This window comes from Pseudoflavonifractor hominis (genome assembly GCF_014288125.1).
Lineage (GTDB): Bacteria > Bacillota > Clostridia > Oscillospirales > Oscillospiraceae > Pseudoflavonifractor_A > Pseudoflavonifractor_A gallinarum.
The window spans coordinates 160,927-179,326 of the sequence record NZ_JACOPR010000004.1 but is presented as its reverse complement, the minus strand read 5'-3'; the positions used below and the strand labels follow the sequence as shown (position 1 = coordinate 179,326).

The 18,400-nt window shown below is 63.9% G+C and carries 13 protein-coding genes; 5 read left to right on the top strand and 8 right to left on the bottom strand.

What is annotated here, in order from left to right:
- Positions 1–10 precede the first annotated feature (10 nt).
- From H8S34_RS08610 to H8S34_RS08595, 4 genes are all read left to right on the top strand, one after another.
- Positions 11–502: a winged helix-turn-helix domain-containing protein gene (locus H8S34_RS08610; RefSeq protein WP_186963729.1), complete on the top strand. Its 492-nt coding sequence runs from the start codon at positions 11–13 to the stop codon at positions 500–502.
- A 618-nt stretch (positions 503–1,120) separates the two neighbouring features.
- Positions 1,121–3,877 (top strand): magnesium-translocating P-type ATPase, encoded by a 2,757-nt coding sequence (gene mgtA / locus H8S34_RS08605; RefSeq protein WP_186963728.1) that lies wholly within the window; start codon positions 1,121–1,123, stop codon positions 3,875–3,877.
- A 16-nt stretch (positions 3,878–3,893) separates the two neighbouring features.
- Positions 3,894–4,049, top strand: a complete 156-nt coding sequence (locus H8S34_RS08600; RefSeq protein WP_180956920.1) for a hypothetical protein — start codon at positions 3,894–3,896, stop codon at positions 4,047–4,049.
- Positions 4,050–4,172: 123 nt separating this feature from the next.
- Positions 4,173–5,333, top strand: a complete 1,161-nt coding sequence (locus H8S34_RS08595; RefSeq protein ID WP_101692739.1) for an MFS transporter — start codon at positions 4,173–4,175, stop codon at positions 5,331–5,333.
- A 325-nt stretch (positions 5,334–5,658) separates the two neighbouring features.
- Here the strand turns inward: H8S34_RS08595 and H8S34_RS08590 are convergent, their stop codons facing one another.
- Positions 5,659–6,084 carry a flavodoxin gene (locus tag H8S34_RS08590; protein WP_186963727.1) on the bottom strand — a complete coding sequence of 142 codons (426 nt, stop codon included), beginning with the start codon at positions 6,082–6,084 and terminating at the stop codon, positions 5,659–5,661.
- Between the two features lie 33 nt (positions 6,085–6,117).
- The gene (locus tag H8S34_RS08585; protein WP_101692741.1) at positions 6,118–6,705 is read right to left on the bottom strand and encodes a DUF3793 family protein; all 588 of its coding nucleotides are present in this window, start codon (positions 6,703–6,705) and stop codon (positions 6,118–6,120) included.
- A 343-nt stretch (positions 6,706–7,048) separates the two neighbouring features.
- Between H8S34_RS08585 and H8S34_RS08580 the strand changes: the two genes are divergently transcribed.
- Complete coding sequence (locus H8S34_RS08580; protein ID WP_186963726.1) at positions 7,049–8,422, top strand: MATE family efflux transporter; 1,374 nt, start codon at positions 7,049–7,051, stop codon at positions 8,420–8,422.
- Between the two features lie 68 nt (positions 8,423–8,490).
- Here the strand turns inward: H8S34_RS08580 and H8S34_RS08575 are convergent, their stop codons facing one another.
- The 6 genes from H8S34_RS08575 to H8S34_RS08550 all read right to left on the bottom strand — a co-directional run bounded on the left by H8S34_RS08575 (position 8,491) and on the right by H8S34_RS08550 (position 18,360).
- Positions 8,491–10,872 (bottom strand): phosphoketolase family protein, encoded by a 2,382-nt coding sequence (locus H8S34_RS08575; protein ID WP_186963725.1) that lies wholly within the window; start codon positions 10,870–10,872, stop codon positions 8,491–8,493.
- Between the two features lie 268 nt (positions 10,873–11,140).
- Positions 11,141–11,956 carry a hypothetical protein gene (locus H8S34_RS08570; protein ID WP_101692744.1) on the bottom strand — a complete coding sequence of 272 codons (816 nt, stop codon included), beginning with the start codon at positions 11,954–11,956 and terminating at the stop codon, positions 11,141–11,143.
- Positions 11,957–11,993: 37 nt separating this feature from the next.
- Positions 11,994–13,352: an MATE family efflux transporter gene (locus H8S34_RS08565; RefSeq protein ID WP_235964289.1), complete on the bottom strand. Its 1,359-nt coding sequence runs from the start codon at positions 13,350–13,352 to the stop codon at positions 11,994–11,996.
- A gap of 188 nt (positions 13,353–13,540) precedes the next feature.
- On the bottom strand, positions 13,541–14,074 hold the full coding sequence (locus tag H8S34_RS08560; RefSeq protein WP_101692746.1) for a GNAT family N-acetyltransferase: 534 nt from the start codon (positions 14,072–14,074) through the stop codon (positions 13,541–13,543).
- Between the two features lies 1 nt (position 14,075).
- Entirely contained in the window at positions 14,076–15,395 is a 1,320-nt protein-coding gene (locus H8S34_RS08555) for a 2-hydroxyacyl-CoA dehydratase (RefSeq protein ID WP_186963724.1), read from the bottom strand.
- Between the two features lie 28 nt (positions 15,396–15,423).
- Positions 15,424–18,360: an acyl-CoA dehydratase activase gene (locus tag H8S34_RS08550; protein ID WP_101692748.1), complete on the bottom strand. Its 2,937-nt coding sequence runs from the start codon at positions 18,358–18,360 to the stop codon at positions 15,424–15,426.
- Positions 18,361–18,400 lie beyond the last annotated feature (40 nt).

Below are 18,400 nucleotides of genomic sequence, written 5' to 3'. Positions count from 1 at the left end.
AGGAGACCGCGTGAAAAAAATCTATTTTGCCTCCCTGGACTCCGCCGTCCTCCAATGGCTCCGGCAGGCGCTGGAGCGCGGGGCCCCCGATACGCCGGGGGGAAGAGAACTGCGCCGGGGGATCGAGAGCCTGGGGACGGGGGCCTCCGACGTCCTGATGCTCGAGGTGGGCGGTGCGGCCGGGGAGACGGAGGCCGATGGGATGACCTGCGGAGACCTTGTCATATCCCCCCGGAGCAGACGGGTGCTCCGGGCCGGGAAGGAGATCGCCCTGACCCCCAAGGAGTTCGACATCCTGTATTTCCTGGCCCAGAACCGGGGGACCGTTTTTACCAAGGAGCAGATCTACCAGGCAGTGTGGGAGGAGGACTATTACACCACCGACAGCAACATCATGGCCTTCATCCGCAAGCTGCGGAAAAAGATCGAGCCCAACCCGGACGCGCCCGAGTATATCCTCACCATCTGGGGGATCGGGTACAAATTCAATGACGATCTGTGATAGCGTGTCGAAGTCTTTCGACACGCTTCTCAAAAATGCAAGCATTTTTTCGAGGGGATGCAGACCGCCGCACGCATCGTCGGGTCAAAGTCCGCACCGTTCCCCCCGGCCTGACGGCCAGGGCTCACTTTGCTCCCTTGCCCCTCCTCTCCCAAACAAACCCCCGCTTCGCTGGGCTTTGTTTGGGTTCCCGGGAAGGGCCACACACTTGCGGCCTGAGAAGAGTGTTTTCCGACGTACACGCCGCCGGAAAACACGATCCCACCCTCTTCCGCCGTCTGCGGACGGCGGAACTCTGCGAGGCTCTTGCAGCGAAAAACGCAGGAGCACACTTTATTGACAGTCTGAAACGGGCTGCCGCACTTTCTTGTGCGGCAGCCCGTTTCTTGCGCAAAGGCAAGAGAATCGCAAGGATTTGAACATAGGATCCGGGAGAGAAAAAAGCTATACTATAACCTGCGCCCGGGGAAACGGGCAAGTTGAATGACATCAGGAGGTGGTTTTGATGGATGCCGGCCCGCTTTTATGCCGGAAAAATGAGGGGAAGGCCGCCAAAACCACCCCTTGCGGAGGTGTGTGCGGCGGCTGGATGCCCGAGAAAAAGGAGGATCAAGCCCCATGCATCGCAAGAAACAGCAGAACGTCCCGGCCCGCAGCGCAGCCGCCTCTGCCGCCCGGGAGAAGAACCACGAGGCACTGACCTTTGCCGCCACCAGCGGCATCAAGACCGTACTGGAGCGGTGGGACACCGCCATGGGCGGACTGGAAGAGCACGCGGTGCTCCTGCACCGGAACCTCTATGGGCGCAATCAGGTGACCCATGAGAAGAAGAAGTCCCTGGCCGCCCGGGTGGCGGGCTCCTTCATCAACCCCTTCACGGCCATTCTCTTCTGTCTGGCCGTGGTGTCCATGTTTACCGACATCCTCATCCCGCTGTATCAGCACCAGCCGGAGGAGGTGGCCCCCCTGACGGTGATCATCATTCTGACCATGGTCTTTCTGTCCGGGACCCTGCGCTTCGTGCAGGAGTCCCGCTCGGGGAACGCGGCCGAGCGGCTGCTGGCCATGATCACCACCACCTGCACGGTGACCCGCCGGGAGCAGGGGACGGGCGAGATCCCCCTGGAAGAGGTGGTGGCGGGGGACATCATTCACCTCTCCGCGGGGGACATGGTCCCGGCGGATGTGCGCATCCTGGCGGCCAAGGACCTGTTCATCAGCCAGGCCGCCCTGACCGGGGAGAGCGACCCGGTGGAGAAGACGCCGGAGAGCTGCGCCGATGCGGATGTGCCGGTGACCGACCTTCCCAACATCGCCTTCCTGGGGAGCAATGTCATCAGCGGAAGCGCCACCGCCGTGGCCCTGGCCGTGGGGGACGCCACCCTCTTTGGCTCCATGGCGGTCTCGGTGGCCGGAGAGGCGGTGGAGACCAACTTCACCAAGGGGGTCAACGCGGTCTCCTGGGTCCTGATCCGCTTCATGCTGGTCATGGTCCCGGTGGTCTTCTTCATCAACGGCCTGACCAAGGGGGACTGGCTGGAGGCCTTCCTGTTCGCCATCTCGGTGGCGGTGGGATTGACGCCCGAGATGCTCCCCATGATCGTGACCACCTGCCTGGCCAAGGGGGCGGTCTCCATGTCCAAGGAAAAGACCATCGTGAAAAACCTCAACTCCATCCAGAATTTCGGGGCCATGGATGTGCTCTGCACCGATAAGACCGGGACGCTGACCCAGGACAAGGTGGTGCTGGAATACCACATGGACGTGTCCGGCAAGGAGGACGCCAGAGTGCTGCGCCACGCCTATCTGAACAGCTATTTCCAGACGGGCTACCGCAACCTGATGGACGTGGCCATCATCGAGCGCACCGAGGAGGAAGAGGCCTCCCAGCCCCAGCTGGTCAATCTGTCCCAGCGGTACCGCAAGGTGGATGAGATCCCCTTTGACTTCACCCGCCGCCGCCTCTCCGTGGTGGTGGAGGACCTGAGCGGAAAGCGCCAGATGATCACCAAGGGCGCGGTGGAGGAGATGTGCGCCGTCTGCGCCTGGACCGAGTACCGGGGGGAGATCCGCCCCCTCACCGAGGAGACCCGCCGGGAGATCCTGGAGACCGTGGACCGCCTGAACGAGGACGGGATGCGGGTCATCGCCCTGGCCCAGAAGATGGTGGAGCGGGTGGATACCTACCACGCCGAGGAGGAGCGGGACATGGTCCTCATGGGCTACCTGGCCTTCCTGGACCCGCCCAAGGAGTCCACCGCCCAGGCCATCCGGGCCCTCAGAGACCACGGGGTGACCACCAAGATCCTGACCGGGGACAACGAGCGGGTGACCCGCTGCATCTGCAAGCAGGTGGGCCTGCGGGGCAGCAAGATGCTGCTGGGCTCCGATGTGGAGCGGATGAGCGACGAGGCCCTGGTCCGGGCGGCCGAGCACACCGACATCTTCGCCAAGCTCTCCCCCGACCAGAAGGCCCGGGTGGTCTCCGCCCTGCGGCAGGGGGGCCACACGGTGGGCTTCCTGGGCGACGGCATCAACGACGCGGCCGCCATGAAGGCGGCGGACATCGGCATCTCGGTGGATACGGCGGTAGACATCGCCAAGGAGTCGGCCGACATCATCCTGCTGGAAAAGGACCTGATGGTGCTGGAGCGGGGGATCGTGGAGGGCCGCAAGACCTACGCCAACATGATCAAATACATCAAGATGACGGCCTCCTCCAACTTCGGGAACATGTTTTCCGTGCTGGCGGCCTCGGCCCTGCTGCCCTTCCTGCCCATGGAGAGCATCCATCTGATCCTGCTCAACCTGATCTATGACCTGAGCTGCACCGCCATCCCCTGGGACAATGTGGACGAGGAGTTCATCGCCCAGCCCCGCAAGTGGGACGCCTCCAGCATCGGGAAATTCATGCTGTGGATCGGGCCCACCAGCTCCATCTTCGACTGGACCACCTACGCCTTTTTGTACTTTGTCTTCTGTCCGCTCTTTGTCTCCCACGGGATTCTGTACAACGACCTCCCCGCCTATTACAGCGGCGCGGAGCTGGCCGGGATGCAGCAGACCTATGCCGCCATGTTCCACGCCGGCTGGTTCGTGGAGTCCATGTGGAGCCAGACTCTGGTCATCCACATGATCCGCACCCCCAAGCTGCCCTTCCTCCAGAGCCGGGCCTCCGCCGGGGTGACGCTGCTGACCTTTACCGGGATCGCGGTGCTGACCGTGATTCCCTTTACGAAGCTGGGTACCCTGCTGGGTCTGGTGGCCCTTCCGGCGGCGTACTTTGCCTATCTGATCCCCTGCATCGTGCTCTATATGATGCTGGCCACCAGCCTGAAAAAAGCCTATGTGCGCCATTACGGCGAGCTGCTGTGAAAAAGGAGGAAGCGCTATGACCATCCACTGGACAAAGCTGTGGCTCGACCTGTTCGGGACCACCGAGTGGGCAGGCATCAACCTGGGCTTCTGGGCCGCCATGGCGGCCACGGCCCTGGTGGTGATCGGCATGAACCTGCTGTTCTGGACCAGAAAAAAGAAGGAAGACTAAAAGGATGCGCCTGCCGCAAGATTGCGGCAGGCGCATGTTTGCGGGCAGAAGGGGAAGATTTCCTTGCCTTTCCCGGATGGGTGGGATATAATAACACTTCACCTGTCAGAAAGGACGACTGCTATGAGACGCAAGCTCCCCATCTATGCCATCTGCTTTGTCAATTTGATTTATCTGGCCCCCTCGGTGGCGGTCAGCGGACTGCTGAGCGCCTTTCCGGGGGTGCCCGAGCCGGTGCTCCAGCTCCTGCTGACCCTGCCCAACCTGATGGGCATTGCGGGGATCCTGGGCGTGCCGCTGCTGACCCGCTTCTTTGCCCGCAAGCACCTGGCCGTGGCCGGGCTCTCCATCTACCTGTTCAGCGGCGCGCTGAGCTATGTGGGGCGGGCCTGCCTGCCGGTGCTGCTGGTGGGGAGCGCCATGATGGGCATTGCCTACGGCATGGGCTCCACCCTCTATCCGCTCCTGGTGAGCATGTACTACGAGGGGGAGGAGCGCCGCCGGGTCATGGGGGCCACCGCCGGGATCATGCAGCTGGGGCGCATCGCGGTGGTGCTGGCCGGAGGAGTGCTGGCCGACCTGCACTGGTACAATGTGTACCTCCTCTTTGCCCTGAATCTGATTCCCCTGGTGCTGACCATCCGCCTGCTGCCCACCGATGCGGTGGAAGGGCGGCGCGAGGGACAGCCGGGCGGCGGATGCGAGGGGTGGAACGTCCCCGCCATCCTGCGCCTGAGTGTCATCGGCTTTGTCTTTGCGGTGTGTTACTATGTGAATGTGACCCAGGCCTCCCTCTACATCGAGGGGTACGGGCTGGGGACCGCCCAGCTCACGGGGATCGTGACGGCGGTGGCCTCGGTGCTCTCGGGGCTGCTGGCCTTTGTGTTCGGCCCCATCTACCGCCGGACGGGGCGGTATACCTTTGCCTGGGCCCTTGGGATCATGGGCGGGGGCTACCTGCTGGCCGGGCTCCAGATCGGCCTGCTCCCGGCGGTCCTGGCGGTGTGCGCCCCGGCGGCGGGGATCGCCCTCTTCAACCCCTGCCTGATGCTGGAGCTCACCGAGACCGCCCCCCAGAAGACCCTGCCGGGGGCCACCGCGCTGGTGCTCACGGTGCTGAACGTGGGCTATTTTCTCTCTCCCTACCTGGTGGGGGCCTTTGTGCCCCTCTTCCCGGGGGAGGGGGCCGCGGCACAGTTCCTGGCCGGGGGCGGACTCTGCCTGTGTGCGGTGGTACTGTGCGCGGCAGGGGAGCTGCGCCGGAGCACCAGAGTGGTCAAGTGAGCAAATCCCCTCGAAAAAATGCCTGCATTTTTGAAAAGCAGACTCCCCCCGGTGTGCCCAGCACCGGGGGGAGTCTGCTTCTGTCGTTTGCTGCTTGGAGAAAAGAGAGAAATAGGTGTAGACCGAAGGAGGATGCGCGGAACAGGCCAGCCGAAGCCCATAGGCTCGCCTGCTCCGGGCGTCCCACTTGGGTGGGAGGGAGGAGGCCCCGGGCGGCGGAGGTCTCAGACCGCCGCCCGGGTTTCCCGCGCAGAATTTGGAGAAAAGAAAGTTTGGAGAAAAGAAGTTTAGAGAAAAGAGAGAGTAGGGAGAAAACAGAAGAAAATCAGGACTTGGCCAGCGCCTCACCCAGAGAGCGGCACTGGGCCAGAGCGGCCTCGTCGGGGGTCTCGTGGGCCATCAGGCCGTCCTGACAGAGCTGTGCGCCCGACTGGTCGGTGCGCTCCTGCCAGTCGCGCATCCACTGCCCGTCGCCCCAGCCGTAGGAGCCGAAGAGGGCCACTGTTTTTCCGCTGAGTTTGGACTCCAGCTCAGTGAAGAAGGGCTCAAATTCGCTCTCCTCCAGCACCTCGGCCCCCATGGCGGGACAGCCCAGGGCCAGACGCTCATACTTGGCGGCGTCGGCGGCGGTCAGCTCGGAGACCTGGAAGAGGGATACATCCGCACCGGAATTCCGGGCGCCCTCGGCCACTGCCTGGGCCATGGCCTCCGTGTTGCCCGAACCGGTCCAGTAGATTACCGCGATTTGCATGTCAAAACGACCTCCTTTGATGTAAGCGTATCCTTATGCAGCCTGCGCTCGCTGTGTTTGCAGCAGCTCCAGCAGGGGCGTCCCGTCGGCCAGCCCCCGGCACAGCCGGTCCCGGCACCGGTCGAAGCGGGCAAAGCAGCCCCTGGCATAGGCCACGTCGCCGTAGACCTTCCAGTATCCGCTCATGCGGCAGCACTCGCCCCCCAGGGCCAGGAAGCCCAGCACATCGGCCAGGGGATAGCCCAGGAAGAACCCGATCTCGTGGGGGAAGCCCCCGCCGTGGGAGACCCGGTCCCGCAGCAGCTCCAGCTGCTCCGCCAAAGTGCCGCCGGCCGGGTAGCCGCAGCGCAGCAGGCACGCCCGCACCTGGACCGGAGCCAGGGCCTGGCGCAGCAGCGCCGGGCGAAAGACCAGCAGCAGCCACCGGCGGTCACACTGGCACAGGGGGAAGAGCCGGATGCCCAGGGGCTCCAGCCGCCGGCCGTAGCGGGCGAGCAGGGCGGGCAGATCCGGATACTCGCTCCGGGCCAGAGAGACCAGGTTGGCCGGCGCAGCGCCCGAGAGGGCGGGGGCACAGTGAAAGGCGAGGGCCCGTTCAAACGCAGCGGATTGAGGATGCATGGTAACACTCCTTTTTGATAGTTAGTTTATGCTAACCTAAAGGGAAAGAGAAGCGGGGGAATGGCCCCCGTCCAGGAACTTGTTAGTTAGCTAAGACTAACTACGTGTATGAGAATAGCACAGGGGAAGCGATCTGTCAAGGGTAATTTTTCAGTTTCTGCAAAAATCGCAGAAAAGATATTCTGTGTATCTCGTGCAAGGATGGGGGAGGGAGCGTGCAAATTGTGTGCAGTTCTCCGCCTTGCACCGGGGAGAAGGCAGGCTCTATAATAGTGTCTGCTGCATCGGGCGAAGGTCTCCCTCCAGACTCTGTCCGGTACCTGATTTGAGAGAGGATGACCCTATGAAACACGATTCCCAACGTACATCCGGGCGGGGCGGGGCCGGTCAGATCCTGGCCCTGACCTGGCCGATTTTTATTGAACTGCTCCTCCAGCTCATGGTGGGCAACGCCGACCAGATGATGGTGGGCTGGCACGATCCCAACGGGGTGGGGGCCATCGGAAACGCCAACCAGATCACCAATCTGCTGCTGCTGGTCTTTTCCGTGGTGTGTACCGCCTCCATGATCCTGATTTCCCAGTACATCGGCGCCCGGGACACCCGAAAGGTCAACCAGATCTACGCGGTCTCCCTGGCCGCCAATCTGGTCTTCGGGCTGGCGGTGAGCCTCTTCCTGCTGCTCTTCAGCCCCTGGGTCTTCCGGCTGATGGGGGTCCAGGCGGTCATGTTTGAAGAGGCCTGCCTCTACATGCGCATCATCAGCCTGGGCATGGTCTTTCAGGCGGTCTATCTGACCTTTACCGCCTTTTTCCGCAGCAGCCAGATGATGAAGGAGACCATGGCCGTCTCGGTGGTCATGAACTGTCTGAACATCGGCGGCAACGCCATCCTCATCAACGGCATCCCGGCGGTGGGCCTGCCTGCCCTGGGGGTGGCGGGGGCGGCCATCTCCAGCGGCATTTCCCGGGTCATGGGCGTGATCATCATTGCCACCCTCTTCCGCGTCCGCTTCGGACCGGTGCTCCGACTGGAATATCTGCGGCCCTTCCCCCGGGAGGAGCTGCGGCGGCTGCTGCGCATCGGCATCCCCACCGGGGGCGAGTCGGTCTCCTACAACCTGTCCCAGATCGGGGTGCAGACCGTGTGCAATGTGTTCCCGGCCTTCGTGGTCAACACCCGGGTGTACGCCACCATGTTCGCCAACGTGACCTACCTCTTCGGCTCGGCCATGTCCCAGGCCTGCCAGGTGGTGGTGGCCCGGCTGATGGGCGGGGGAGAGATCGCCCGGACCGACCGGCAGGTCAAGACCACCGTGCTCATCTCCACAGGGGTGTCCACGGCGGTCTCGGTGGTGCTCTATGTCCTGTGTGAGCCGGTCTACCGCATCTTCACCTCGGACCCCCAGGTCCTGGCCCTGGCCAAGACCATCATGCTCATCGAGATCCCCCTGGAGGTGGGCCGGGCGGTCAACATGGTGATGGTGCGGGCCCTCCAGGCCTGCGGAGACATCCGCTTCCCGGTCACCATCTGCATCATCGCCGCGTGGATCGTGGGGGTGGGCGGAAGCTACCTCTTCGGCGTGGTGTGGAGGATGGGCCTGGCCGGGCTCTGGATCGCCATGGCGCTGGATGAGCTGATCCGGGCAGGGCTGTTCCTCTGGCGCTGGCACGGCAGGAGCTGGTGCCGCAAGCAGCTGCTGGAGCCGAACGACTAAAAAAGAAAGGCGGGGACGCTCTTCCGTTTGGGAGAGCGTCCCCGCCTGTTATTTTGTCTTGGCGGCGATCAATAGATCCCCTTGCCGCCGTTCCACTTCCAGTCCCGGACCTCGGGCATGTCGATGCCGTTGGTGATGATGTACTGCTTGTGCTCCACCAGCTTGTCCTTCATGAGCTGGATGAGGAAGGAGCCCCGGTTGCCCAGCTGGGGCAGACGCTTGACCACGTCCTCCACCAGGTGGAAGCGGTCGATGTCGTTCTGGACCCGCATGTCAAAGGGCGTGGTGATGGTGCCCTCCTCCTTGTAGCCGCGCACGTGGAGACGCTTGTTGTGGCGGCGGTAGGTGAGCTCATGGATGAGGGTGGGGTAGCCGTGGAAGGCGAAGATGATGGGCTTGTCCACCGTGAAGAGGGCGTCGTAGTCCTCGGCGGTCAGGCCGTGGGGGTGCTCCGTATGGGGCTGGAGCTTCATCAGGTCCACCACGTTGATGACCCGGATCTTGAGCTCCGGGAGATACTTGTGCAGGATGGTGACGGCGGCCAGGGTCTCCAGCGTGGGGGTCTCGCCGCAGCAGGCCATGACCACGTCGGGCTCGCACCCCTGGTCGTTGGAGGCCCACTGCCAGATGCCGATGCCGTGGGTGCAGTGCTTGATGGCCTCGTCCATGGTGAGCCACTGGGGACGGGGGTGCTTGGAGGTGATCAGCACGTTCACATAGTTCCGGCTGCGGATGCAGTGGTCGAAGCAGGAGAGCAGGCAGTTCCCGTCCGGGGGGAGGTAGAGGCGCACCACGTCGGCCTTCTTGTTGGCCACATGGTCCAGGAAGCCGGGGTCCTGGTGGGTGAAGCCGTTGTGGTCCTGCTGCCAGACGTTGGAGGAGAGGATGTAGTTGAGGGAGGCGATGTCCTGCCGCCAGGGGAGCTGGGCGCAGACCTTGAGCCACTTGGCGTGCTGGGCGAACATGGAGTCCACGATGCGGATGAAGGCCTCGTAGCTGTTAAAGATGCCGTGGCGGCCGGTGAGGAGGTAGCCCTCCAGCCAGCCCTGGCACATGTGCTCGGAGAGCATGGAGTCCATGATGCGCCCGTCGGGGGCCAGGTACTCATCCCGGTCGGTGCGCTCGGCGTTCCAGCAGCGGTTGGTCTCGTGGAACACGGCGCCCAGCCGGTTGGACATGGTCTCATCCGGGCCAAAGACCCGGAAGTTGCGGGCCTCGGCGTTGAGCTTGAGGATGTCCCGGACGAATTTGCCCAGCTCGGTCATGTCCTCGCCCTTGACCTCGCCGGGGGCGGGGACGTCCACGGCGTACTCTCGGAAATCGGGGATGCGCAGGTCCCGCAGGAGCAGTCCGCCGTTGGCGTGGGGGTTGGCGCCCATGCGCCGGTCCCCCTTGGGGGCCAGAGCCTGGAGCTCGGGGATGAGGGTGCCGTTGCGGTCGAAGAGCTCCTCGGGATGGTAGCTCTTGAGCCAGTTTTCCAGCAGCTTCAGGTGCTCCGGGTGGTCCTCGCCGATGGAGATGGGCACCTGATGGGCCCGGAAGGTCCCCTCCACCCGCAGGCCGTCCACCTCCTTGGGGCCGGTCCAGCCCTTGGGGGAGCGGAAGACGATCATGGGCCAGCGGGGACGGGTGGTGTCGCCGGTGGTGCGGGCGCTCTGCTGGATGCGGTCGATCTCCCGCACGGCCCAGTCCAGGGCGGCCGCCATCTGCTGGTGCATCTTGACCGGGTCGTCCCCCTCCACAAAGCGGGGGGTCCAGCCGCAGCCCTTGAAGAAATCCTCCACCTCTTCATGGGTGATGCGGGAGAAGATGGTGGGGTTGGAGATCTTGAAGCCGTTGAGGTGCAGGATGGGGAGCACCGCGCCGTCAATGACGGGGTTGAGGAACTTGTTGGAGTGCCAGGCGGTGGCCAGGGGGCCGGTCTCGGCCTCGCCGTCGCCCACCACGCAGGCGGCGATGAGGGTGGGGTTATCCAGCACCGCGCCGAAGGCATGGGCCAGGGAATAGCCTAGCTCGCCTCCCTCGTTGATGGAGCCGGGGGTCTCGGGAGCCACGTGGCTGGCGATGCCGCCGGGGAAGGAGAACTGCTTGAAGAGCTTCTTCATGCCCTCCAGATCCTGGCTGATGTTGGGATAGATCTCGCTGTAAGTACCCTCCAGATAGGTCTGGGCCACCATGGCGTTGCCCCCGTGGCCCGGGCCGGAGAGGTAGATCATGTTGAGGTCATACTTGGTGATGATGCGGTTCAGGTGGGTGTAGATGAAGTTCTGCCCAGGCACCGTACCCCAGTGGCCCACAATGGTCTTCTTGAGGTGCTCGCTTTGCAGGGGTTTCCGGAGCAGGGGGTTATCCAGCAGATAGAGCTGTCCGGCGGCCAGATAATTGGCGGCCCGCCAATAGGCGTCGATCTTACGCAGCATGTCGGGGGTGAGGGGCCCCTTCTTTGACATGCGGGTGGATGTTTTAGCAACAGCTTTTGCTGTGGTTGCTGCCTTTCGAGCCAAGATAACGACCTCCTTATTTCGCTTATTACGCTGTTATTATATGCTTAATTGAGAAAAAGTCAAGAAAAATGGATAAAGTTCACGATTTAAAGAGGGGAATGCGGGAGAAAGGACAGCAAAAGTGCCCATAGAGCGGAAAAAACGCCAATGTCATATAAAGACATATCCCCCTCCGCCCGGAGGGGCAGAGGGGGACGAAATGGCAGAGAGTGAGCTATACGCCGTAGCTGGGTTCCAGCGTGAAGCGGGACAGGGAGAAGGAGGCGCCGTCATAGGTCACGTCGGCCAGGAGCCGGGCGAAGTAGAAGGGCTCCTCCTCGCCGGACAGGCGCAGGCCGATGCCGAAGACCGCGGTGATGCGTCCGTCCTCCTCCCGGAAATAGGTCTGCCCCTGGAAGGTGAGGGGCTGGGCCGGGTCGGGGTCGGGCAGATCCTCCAGATAGTAGAGGAGGGAGCTCTCCTCCGCGGTCAGGGACACCCCGCCCGAGATGGGGTCAAACTGATAGCCGACGGTGTCCTCCAGCGTGGACACCCAGTCCTCGGCCCGGAGGGCGGTGTCGGTCCAGCCGTCCTCCTCCGGGCGGTAGAGATGCAGCTCAAAGATGTGCTGGTCGGTGGTGTTTAAGGTCAGATAGTTGACGGCCAGCTCCGAGGAGCCGTCCCCGTCAAAGTCCGCCCACCACAGATCGGGGAGGCGGGGCGATTCGTCGGGGAGAAAGCGCTGGTCAAAGGGGAAGAGATCCTCCTCCTGCCGGAGGATCACCCCGCCCCCCAGGCCCGGGTTGAGCCCGTAGAGGGTGAGACCGGCCTCGGGGACCTGGCCCAGCAGGAGGGCGCCGGGGCCGTCCAGGGCGAGAAAGGTCTCCAGATCGGAGACGGCGCACCCGTCCAGGGTCTCCGCGGTCAGGGGAGCGTCCTGGGCTGGGGCGGACGGAGAGGACGCCGCCGGGAAGCTGCTCTGAGGGGTGGGCGCGGCGCAGGAGGCGAGCAGGAGCAGGGAGGCGCTCAGGCAGAGAAGGGAATGACGCAAGTACAAATCAACCTCACAATCCAAGAAGAGACAGGTGTTACGGCTGGCAGGAGATCGCGTCGATCTTGGTCTTGGAAAACCAGCGATACAGCACCAGCGCGCCGATACAGGGGAGGGCCTCGGCGATCACGAAGGCGTACCAGACCGCCCCCGCACCCGCCGCAAGGCCCAGCAGGAGGGCTAGGGGGAAGATCAGGATGACCTGCCGCAGCAGGCTCAGGCCCAGGCTGAGGGAGGGCACGCCCAGGGCCTGGAAGGCCGAGCTGAGCAGGATGGAGATCCCGGCGGGAAGGAAGGAGAGGCACAGGATGCGCAGGGCGGGAATGCCGGCGGCCAGGGTGGCGGCGTCGGCGTCAAAGAAGCCCAGCAGCGCCCCGGGGAAGAGGAGGAAGACCGCCGTTCCCAGCAGCATGATGCCTCCGCCGATCAGCAGGGCGAAATGGATGGCCTCCCGGATGCGGTCGGGGCGCTTGGCCCCGTAGTTGTAGCTGACGATGGGGGTGAGGCCGTTGTTCATGCCGAAGATGGGCATGAACACGAAGGACTGCACCTTGAAATAGGCCCCCATGATGAAGACGCCGGTATCCGAGAAGAGGGCCAGGATCTTGTTGGTCCCCAGGGTCATGATGGTGAAGAGGGACTGCATCACGATGGCGGGCAGTCCGATGCGGTAGATGTCGGCCACGATGGCCCCCTGGGGGCGGAAGCCCCGGAAGGAGACGTGGACGATGGGGCTGCGTGCCACCATGACCAGGCCGATGACCATGCCCACCACCTGGCCCAGCCCGGTGGCGATGGCCGCGCCGGCCACCTCCAGACGGGGGAAGCCCAAGAGGCCAAAGATCAGAATGGGGTCCAGGATCAGATTGACAATGGCCCCCACGCCCTGGATCACCATGGGGCCGATGGAGTTGCCGCTGGCCTGGAGGACCCGCTCGGCGGCAAACTGCATGCAGGAACCCAGGGAGAACAGCACCACGATGCGCAGGTAGGTCACGCCGTACTCGATGACCCGGGGCACATCGGAGTAGAGCTCCATAAAGGGACGGGCAAAGAGCATGCCCAGGGTGAGAAAGACCACCCAGCACAGGAAGTAGAGGAAATAGCCGTGGCAGGCCACGGCGCTGGCCTCCTCGGGCCGCTTCTGGCCCAGACGGCGGGAGAGCATGGTGTTCACGCCCACGCCGGTACCGGCCTGGATGGCGGTGATCAGGCTCTGCACCGGAAAGACCAGGGAGAGGGCCACAAAGGCGTCGCTGTTGAGCTGTGCCACAAACATGCTGTCCACCATGTTGTAGAGGGCCTGGACCAGCATGGAGAGCATCATGGGCCAGGACATGGTGAGCAGCAGAGGACGGACGGGCATGACGCCCATCTTGTTTTCGCTGGGAGACAAGGGGGAATCCTCCTTTCCATTGGGGGACAGATGGACAAAAACAGCGGGCTTTCCATGGGAAAACCCGCTGTCCGGCTTCTGTCACAGGCTGTGCGGGGGGACGACGGGGCAAAATCAGCACAGCCAGTATGTAAACTTACACGTTTATTATAAGGGAAAAGGAAGGAAAAGTCAACCGGGAAGGCCCCTTACAGGGTTCTGGTATACCGCAGGTCCACACAGATCATGTCGTGGGGGAAGGGGATGTCCTTGTGGGTACCGTCCCAGGCGAAGCCGTGGCGGGCATAGAACCGGCGGGCCCGGGCGTTCTCCTCCAGCACCAGCACGAAGCAGGAGGCGAAGCCGTCCGCCTTCAGGCGGCGGAGGGTCTCCTCCATCAGCATGGAGCCGTAGCCCCGGCCGATCTCGGCGGGCTCGGCATAGAAGGAGCACACCTCGCCCCAGCCGGAATAGGCCGCGTCTCTGGGCAGGGAGAGCCGGGCGGGGCCGTAATTGCAGCAGGCCACCGGGGTGTCTCCCCGGTAGAGGAGCAGTCCGTGGCACTTCCCGGTGCGGTGGTCCTCCCGAAAGATGGGGACCCAGTGGTCCTCGGTGATGACGTCCCGCAGGTAGTCCTCGGGGACGTAGCCGGGGTAGGTGTCGTGCCAGCCCCGGGCGTGGATGGCGCTCATGGCACGGAAGTGCTCCTCCGTGCAGGCGTCCACAAAGTGCAGCTCATCCATCTTAGGCCTCCACGGGTACCCGCTCTTCCCCGGCGGGGGCGTGAGAAGCCGAATCGGCCTCCTTGGCCAGGGCACGGGCGTTGGCCAGCATGAGCTTGATGCGGTTCTCCTGGTTGATCTTGGTGGCACCCGGGTCGTAGTCGATGGCCACGATGTTGGACATGGGATAGTCGTCCTTCAGCTTGCGGATCATGCCCTTGCCCACGATGTGGTTGGGCAGGCACCCGAAGGGCTGGGTGCACACGATGTTGGGGGTGCCGGAGTGGATGAGCTCCAGCATCTCGGCGGTGAGGAGCCAGCCCTCGCCCATCTTGTTGCCCTCGCCCAGGTAGCCCCGGATGAGGCGGCGCAGGTCGTCAAAGGTGCCCGGCGCCCGGAAGCCGCCCGCGCTCATGGCGGCGATCATGGCCCGCTGGCACTTCTTCACATAGTTCTCAAAGAGCTCGCACACCTTCTTCTTGATCCACTTGCCGCCGTAGAGATCCACGTCCACCTCGCGGTTGTTGATCTTGAAGATGATGAAGTCGGTGAGGCCGGGCACCACGGGTTCGGCCCCCTCGGAGAGGAGGAACTGCTCCAGATTGTTGTTGCCCAGGGGGGAGTACTTGATGTAGATCTCGCCGACCACGCCCACACGGACCTTGGGCTCCCCCTGGACGGGGATGTCCCGGAAGGTCTGGACGATCCACTTGAAGTTCTCACACATCTGGGGGTAGGAGAGGCCCTTGCCCTGGTCCATGCCGTCCAGCAGGCGCTGCATGCAGGACTCGATGGCCGCGTCGGTCTGCCCGGCGGTGACCTCGTAGGGGCGGACCTGGTTGGAGGTCTGCACGATGATGTCGCCGTACATCATGGCGAACACCGCCTTGCGGATGAAGGGGAGGGTCAGCTGGAAGCCGGGGTTCTTCTCCAGGCCGGAGAGGTTGACCGACACCACGGGGACGAACTCCAGCCCCGCCTTCTTGAGGGCCTTGCGCAGCAGGTGGATGTAGTTGGAGGCACGGCAGCCGCCGCCCGTCTGGGTGATGAGGAGGGCCACCTTGTGTACGTCGTACCGCCCGCTCTGGATGGCGTCAATGAGCTGGCCGATGACCAGGAGGGCGGGATAGCAGGTGTCGTTGTGGACGTACTTCTGTCCGGCGTCCACGATGCTCTTGCCGGAGGTGTTGAGGGTCTCCACCTTGAAGCCCTCCCGCTCCAGCAGGCGGGCCATCATGCCGAAGTGGACGGGGAGCATCTGGGGCATAAGGAGGGTGTACTCCTCTTTCATCTCCTTGGTGAAGAGGAGCCGCCCGGTCTTATCATATACTAATTCAGCCATAGCTTGCTTCCTTTCGATGGGGTGAGGTTCACTGCCGGGCCTTCCGGGCCTCGATGGCGGCCATCAGGGAACGGATGCGGATGGTCACAGCGCCCAGGTTGCTGATATCGTCGATCTTGAGCTGGGTGTAGAGCTTGCCGCCCTCCTCCAGGATGTCCCGCAGCTCATCGGTGGTGATAGCGTCGGTGCCGCAGCCGAAGGAGACCAGCTGGATGGCCTGCATGTCGTCCTGGGTGCACACATAGCGGGCGGCGTTGTACATCCGGCTCTGGAAGGTCCACTGGTTGAGCACCTTCCGGGGGGCGTAGCCCTCCAGATAGCTCAGGGCGTCCTCGGTGACCAGGACGAAGCCGAAGGAGGTGATGAGGTCGTTGATGCCGTGGTTGATCTCCGGGTCGATGTGGTAGGGGCGGCCGCACATGACCAGGATGGGCATGTCGTGGGCCCGGGCGTACTCGATGTACTCCTTGCCGGTCTCCCGCACCACGTCCAGGTAGTTCTCGTAGGCGGTGTAGGCCGCCTGGGCGGCCATGCGGGTCTCCCGCTTGGGGATCTGGAACTCCCGCTCCATGAGGGCGGAGATCCGCTTGATGAAGTCCTTGTGCCGCCACAGGCCCACATAGGGGTCCAGGAAGCGGGTCTTCTTCAGAGAGGGCACGTTGGCAGCCAGCAGCTCCGGGTAGTAGGCCACCACGGGGCAGTTGTAGTGGTTGTCGCCGATGCCCTCGTCGTTGTTGTAGGACATGCAGGGGTACCAGATGGCGTCCACCCCCTCCTCCACCAGGGCCTCCACATGGCCGTGGAGGAGCTTGGCGGGGTAGCACACCGTGTCCGAGGGGATGGTGCGCTGGCCCTTCAGGTAGAGCTTGCGGGAGGACTCGGGAGAGAGGACCACCTCAAAGTTCAGCTTGGTGAAGAAGGTGAACCAGAAGGGGAGGTTCTCGTACATATTCAGGCCGAAGGGGATGCCGATGCGGCCCCGGGAGCCGTCCCCCACGCCCATGCCCTGGAGGGAGCGGAGCTTCTTGTACTTGAAATTCATCAGGTCGGGCAGCTGGGTCTTCTCCTTGCCCAGGGGGCGGGAGCAGCGGTTGCCCGAGATGAACTTGCGTCCGCCGTCAAACTGGTTGACGGTGAGGGAGCAGTGGTTGGTGCACAGGCCGCAGGTGACGGGCTTGGCGGTGTGGGTGAAGGACGCCAGATCCTCCCGGGTCAGGAGGGTGGAGCGCTCCAGATGGAGGTCCCGGGCGGCCAGGGCCGCGCCGAAGGCCCCCATAAGGCCCGCGATGGTGGGACGGGTCACGTCCCGGCCCAGCTCCTGCTCAAAGGCCCGGAGCACGGCGTCGTTCAGGAAGGTGCCGCCCTGCACCACGATGTGGCGGCCCAGGTCGTCGGCCGAGGCGGCCCGGATGACCTTGTAGACCGCGTTCTTCACGATGGAGATGGACAGTCCCGCGCTGATGTCCTCCACGCTGGCGCCGTCCTTCTGGGCCTGCTTCACGGAGGAGTTCATGAACACGGTGCACCGGGAGCCCAGGTTCACCGGGCGGGGGGAGAAGAGCCCCAGCTTGGAGAAGGAGGCGATGTCATACCCCAGGGCCTTGGCGAAGGTCTCGATAAAGGAGCCGCAGCCGGAGGAGCAGGCCTCGTTGAGCATGATGGAGTCCACCGCGCCGTTGCGGATCTTGAAGCACTTCATGTCCTGGCCGCCGATGTCGATGATAAAGTCCACGTCGGGGTTAAAGTGGGCGGCAGCCTTGTAGTGGGCCACCGTCTCCACCAGACCCAGGTCGCAGCGGAAGGCGTTCTGGATGAGGGCCTCGCCGTAGCCGGTGACCGCCGCGCCCTTGATCTGGATGCGGTCCCCGCACAGCTCGTAGAGCTTGCGCAGCTGCTCCAGCACGATGGCCACGGGGTTGCCCTGGTTGGAGTGGTAGTAGGTGTAGAGCAGTCCGCCGTCCGCCGTGATGAGAGTCATCTTGGTGGTGGTGGAGCCGGCGTCGATGCCCAGCCACGCGGGACCGGCGTAGGTCTCCAGGTCGGCCTTGGGCGGGTGGTTGGCGTTGTGGCGCTCCAGGAAGGCGGCGTAGTCGGCCTCACTGGTGAAGAGGGGGGGCATGGTGTCCACGGTGGTCTTGGCGTCCACGCTCTCCTCCAGCAGCTTGAGGACCTCCTCAAAGGGGCGCTCCCGGTACTCGTCGGCGCAGAGGGCCGCGCCGATGGCGGCGAAGCAGTCGCCGTCCTCGGGGAAGATGGCGTGCTCCCCGTCCAGGTGGAGGGTCTCCACAAAGCGCTCCCGCAGGCCCATGAGGAAGTGCAGGGGGCCGCCCAGGAAGACGATGGTCCCCTTGAGCTCCCGGCCCTGGGTCAGGCCGGCCACGGTCTGGTCCACCACGGCCTGGAAGATGGAGGCAGCCACGTCCTCCTTCCGCCCGCCCTGGTTGAGGATGGGCTGGATGTCAGTCTTGGCGAACACGCCGCAGCGGGAGGCGATGGGGTAGATCTTCTCATGCTGGAGGGAGAGCCGGTCCAGCTCGTCCGCGGTGACGTTCATCAGGGTGGCCATCTGGTCGATGAAGGCACCCGTTCCACCGGCACAGGAGCCGTTCATGCGCTCCTCCAGGGCGCCGCCGAAGAAGATGATCTTGGCGTCCTCGCCGCCCAGCTCGATGACGGCGTCGGTGGCGGGGTAGTACTCCCGGACGGCGGCGGCGGTGGCGTAGACCTCCTGCACGAAATCGATGTTGCTGGCCTTGGCCACGCCCAGGCCGGCCGAGCCGGTGATGACCAGCTTGACCTGCTGGCCCCGGAATCGGTCCTCGATGGAGTGGAGGGTCTCGCAGGCCCGCTCGCGGGTCTTGGAGTAGTGCCGCTCATAAGAACGGAAGAGCAGTTTGTTGGATTCATCCAGCACCACGACCTTGACGGTGGTGGAGCCGATATCAATGCCGATGCGCAGGCTCATAGCCGAAATCTCCTTCATGTTCCCGGGGCCGGACCGGCCC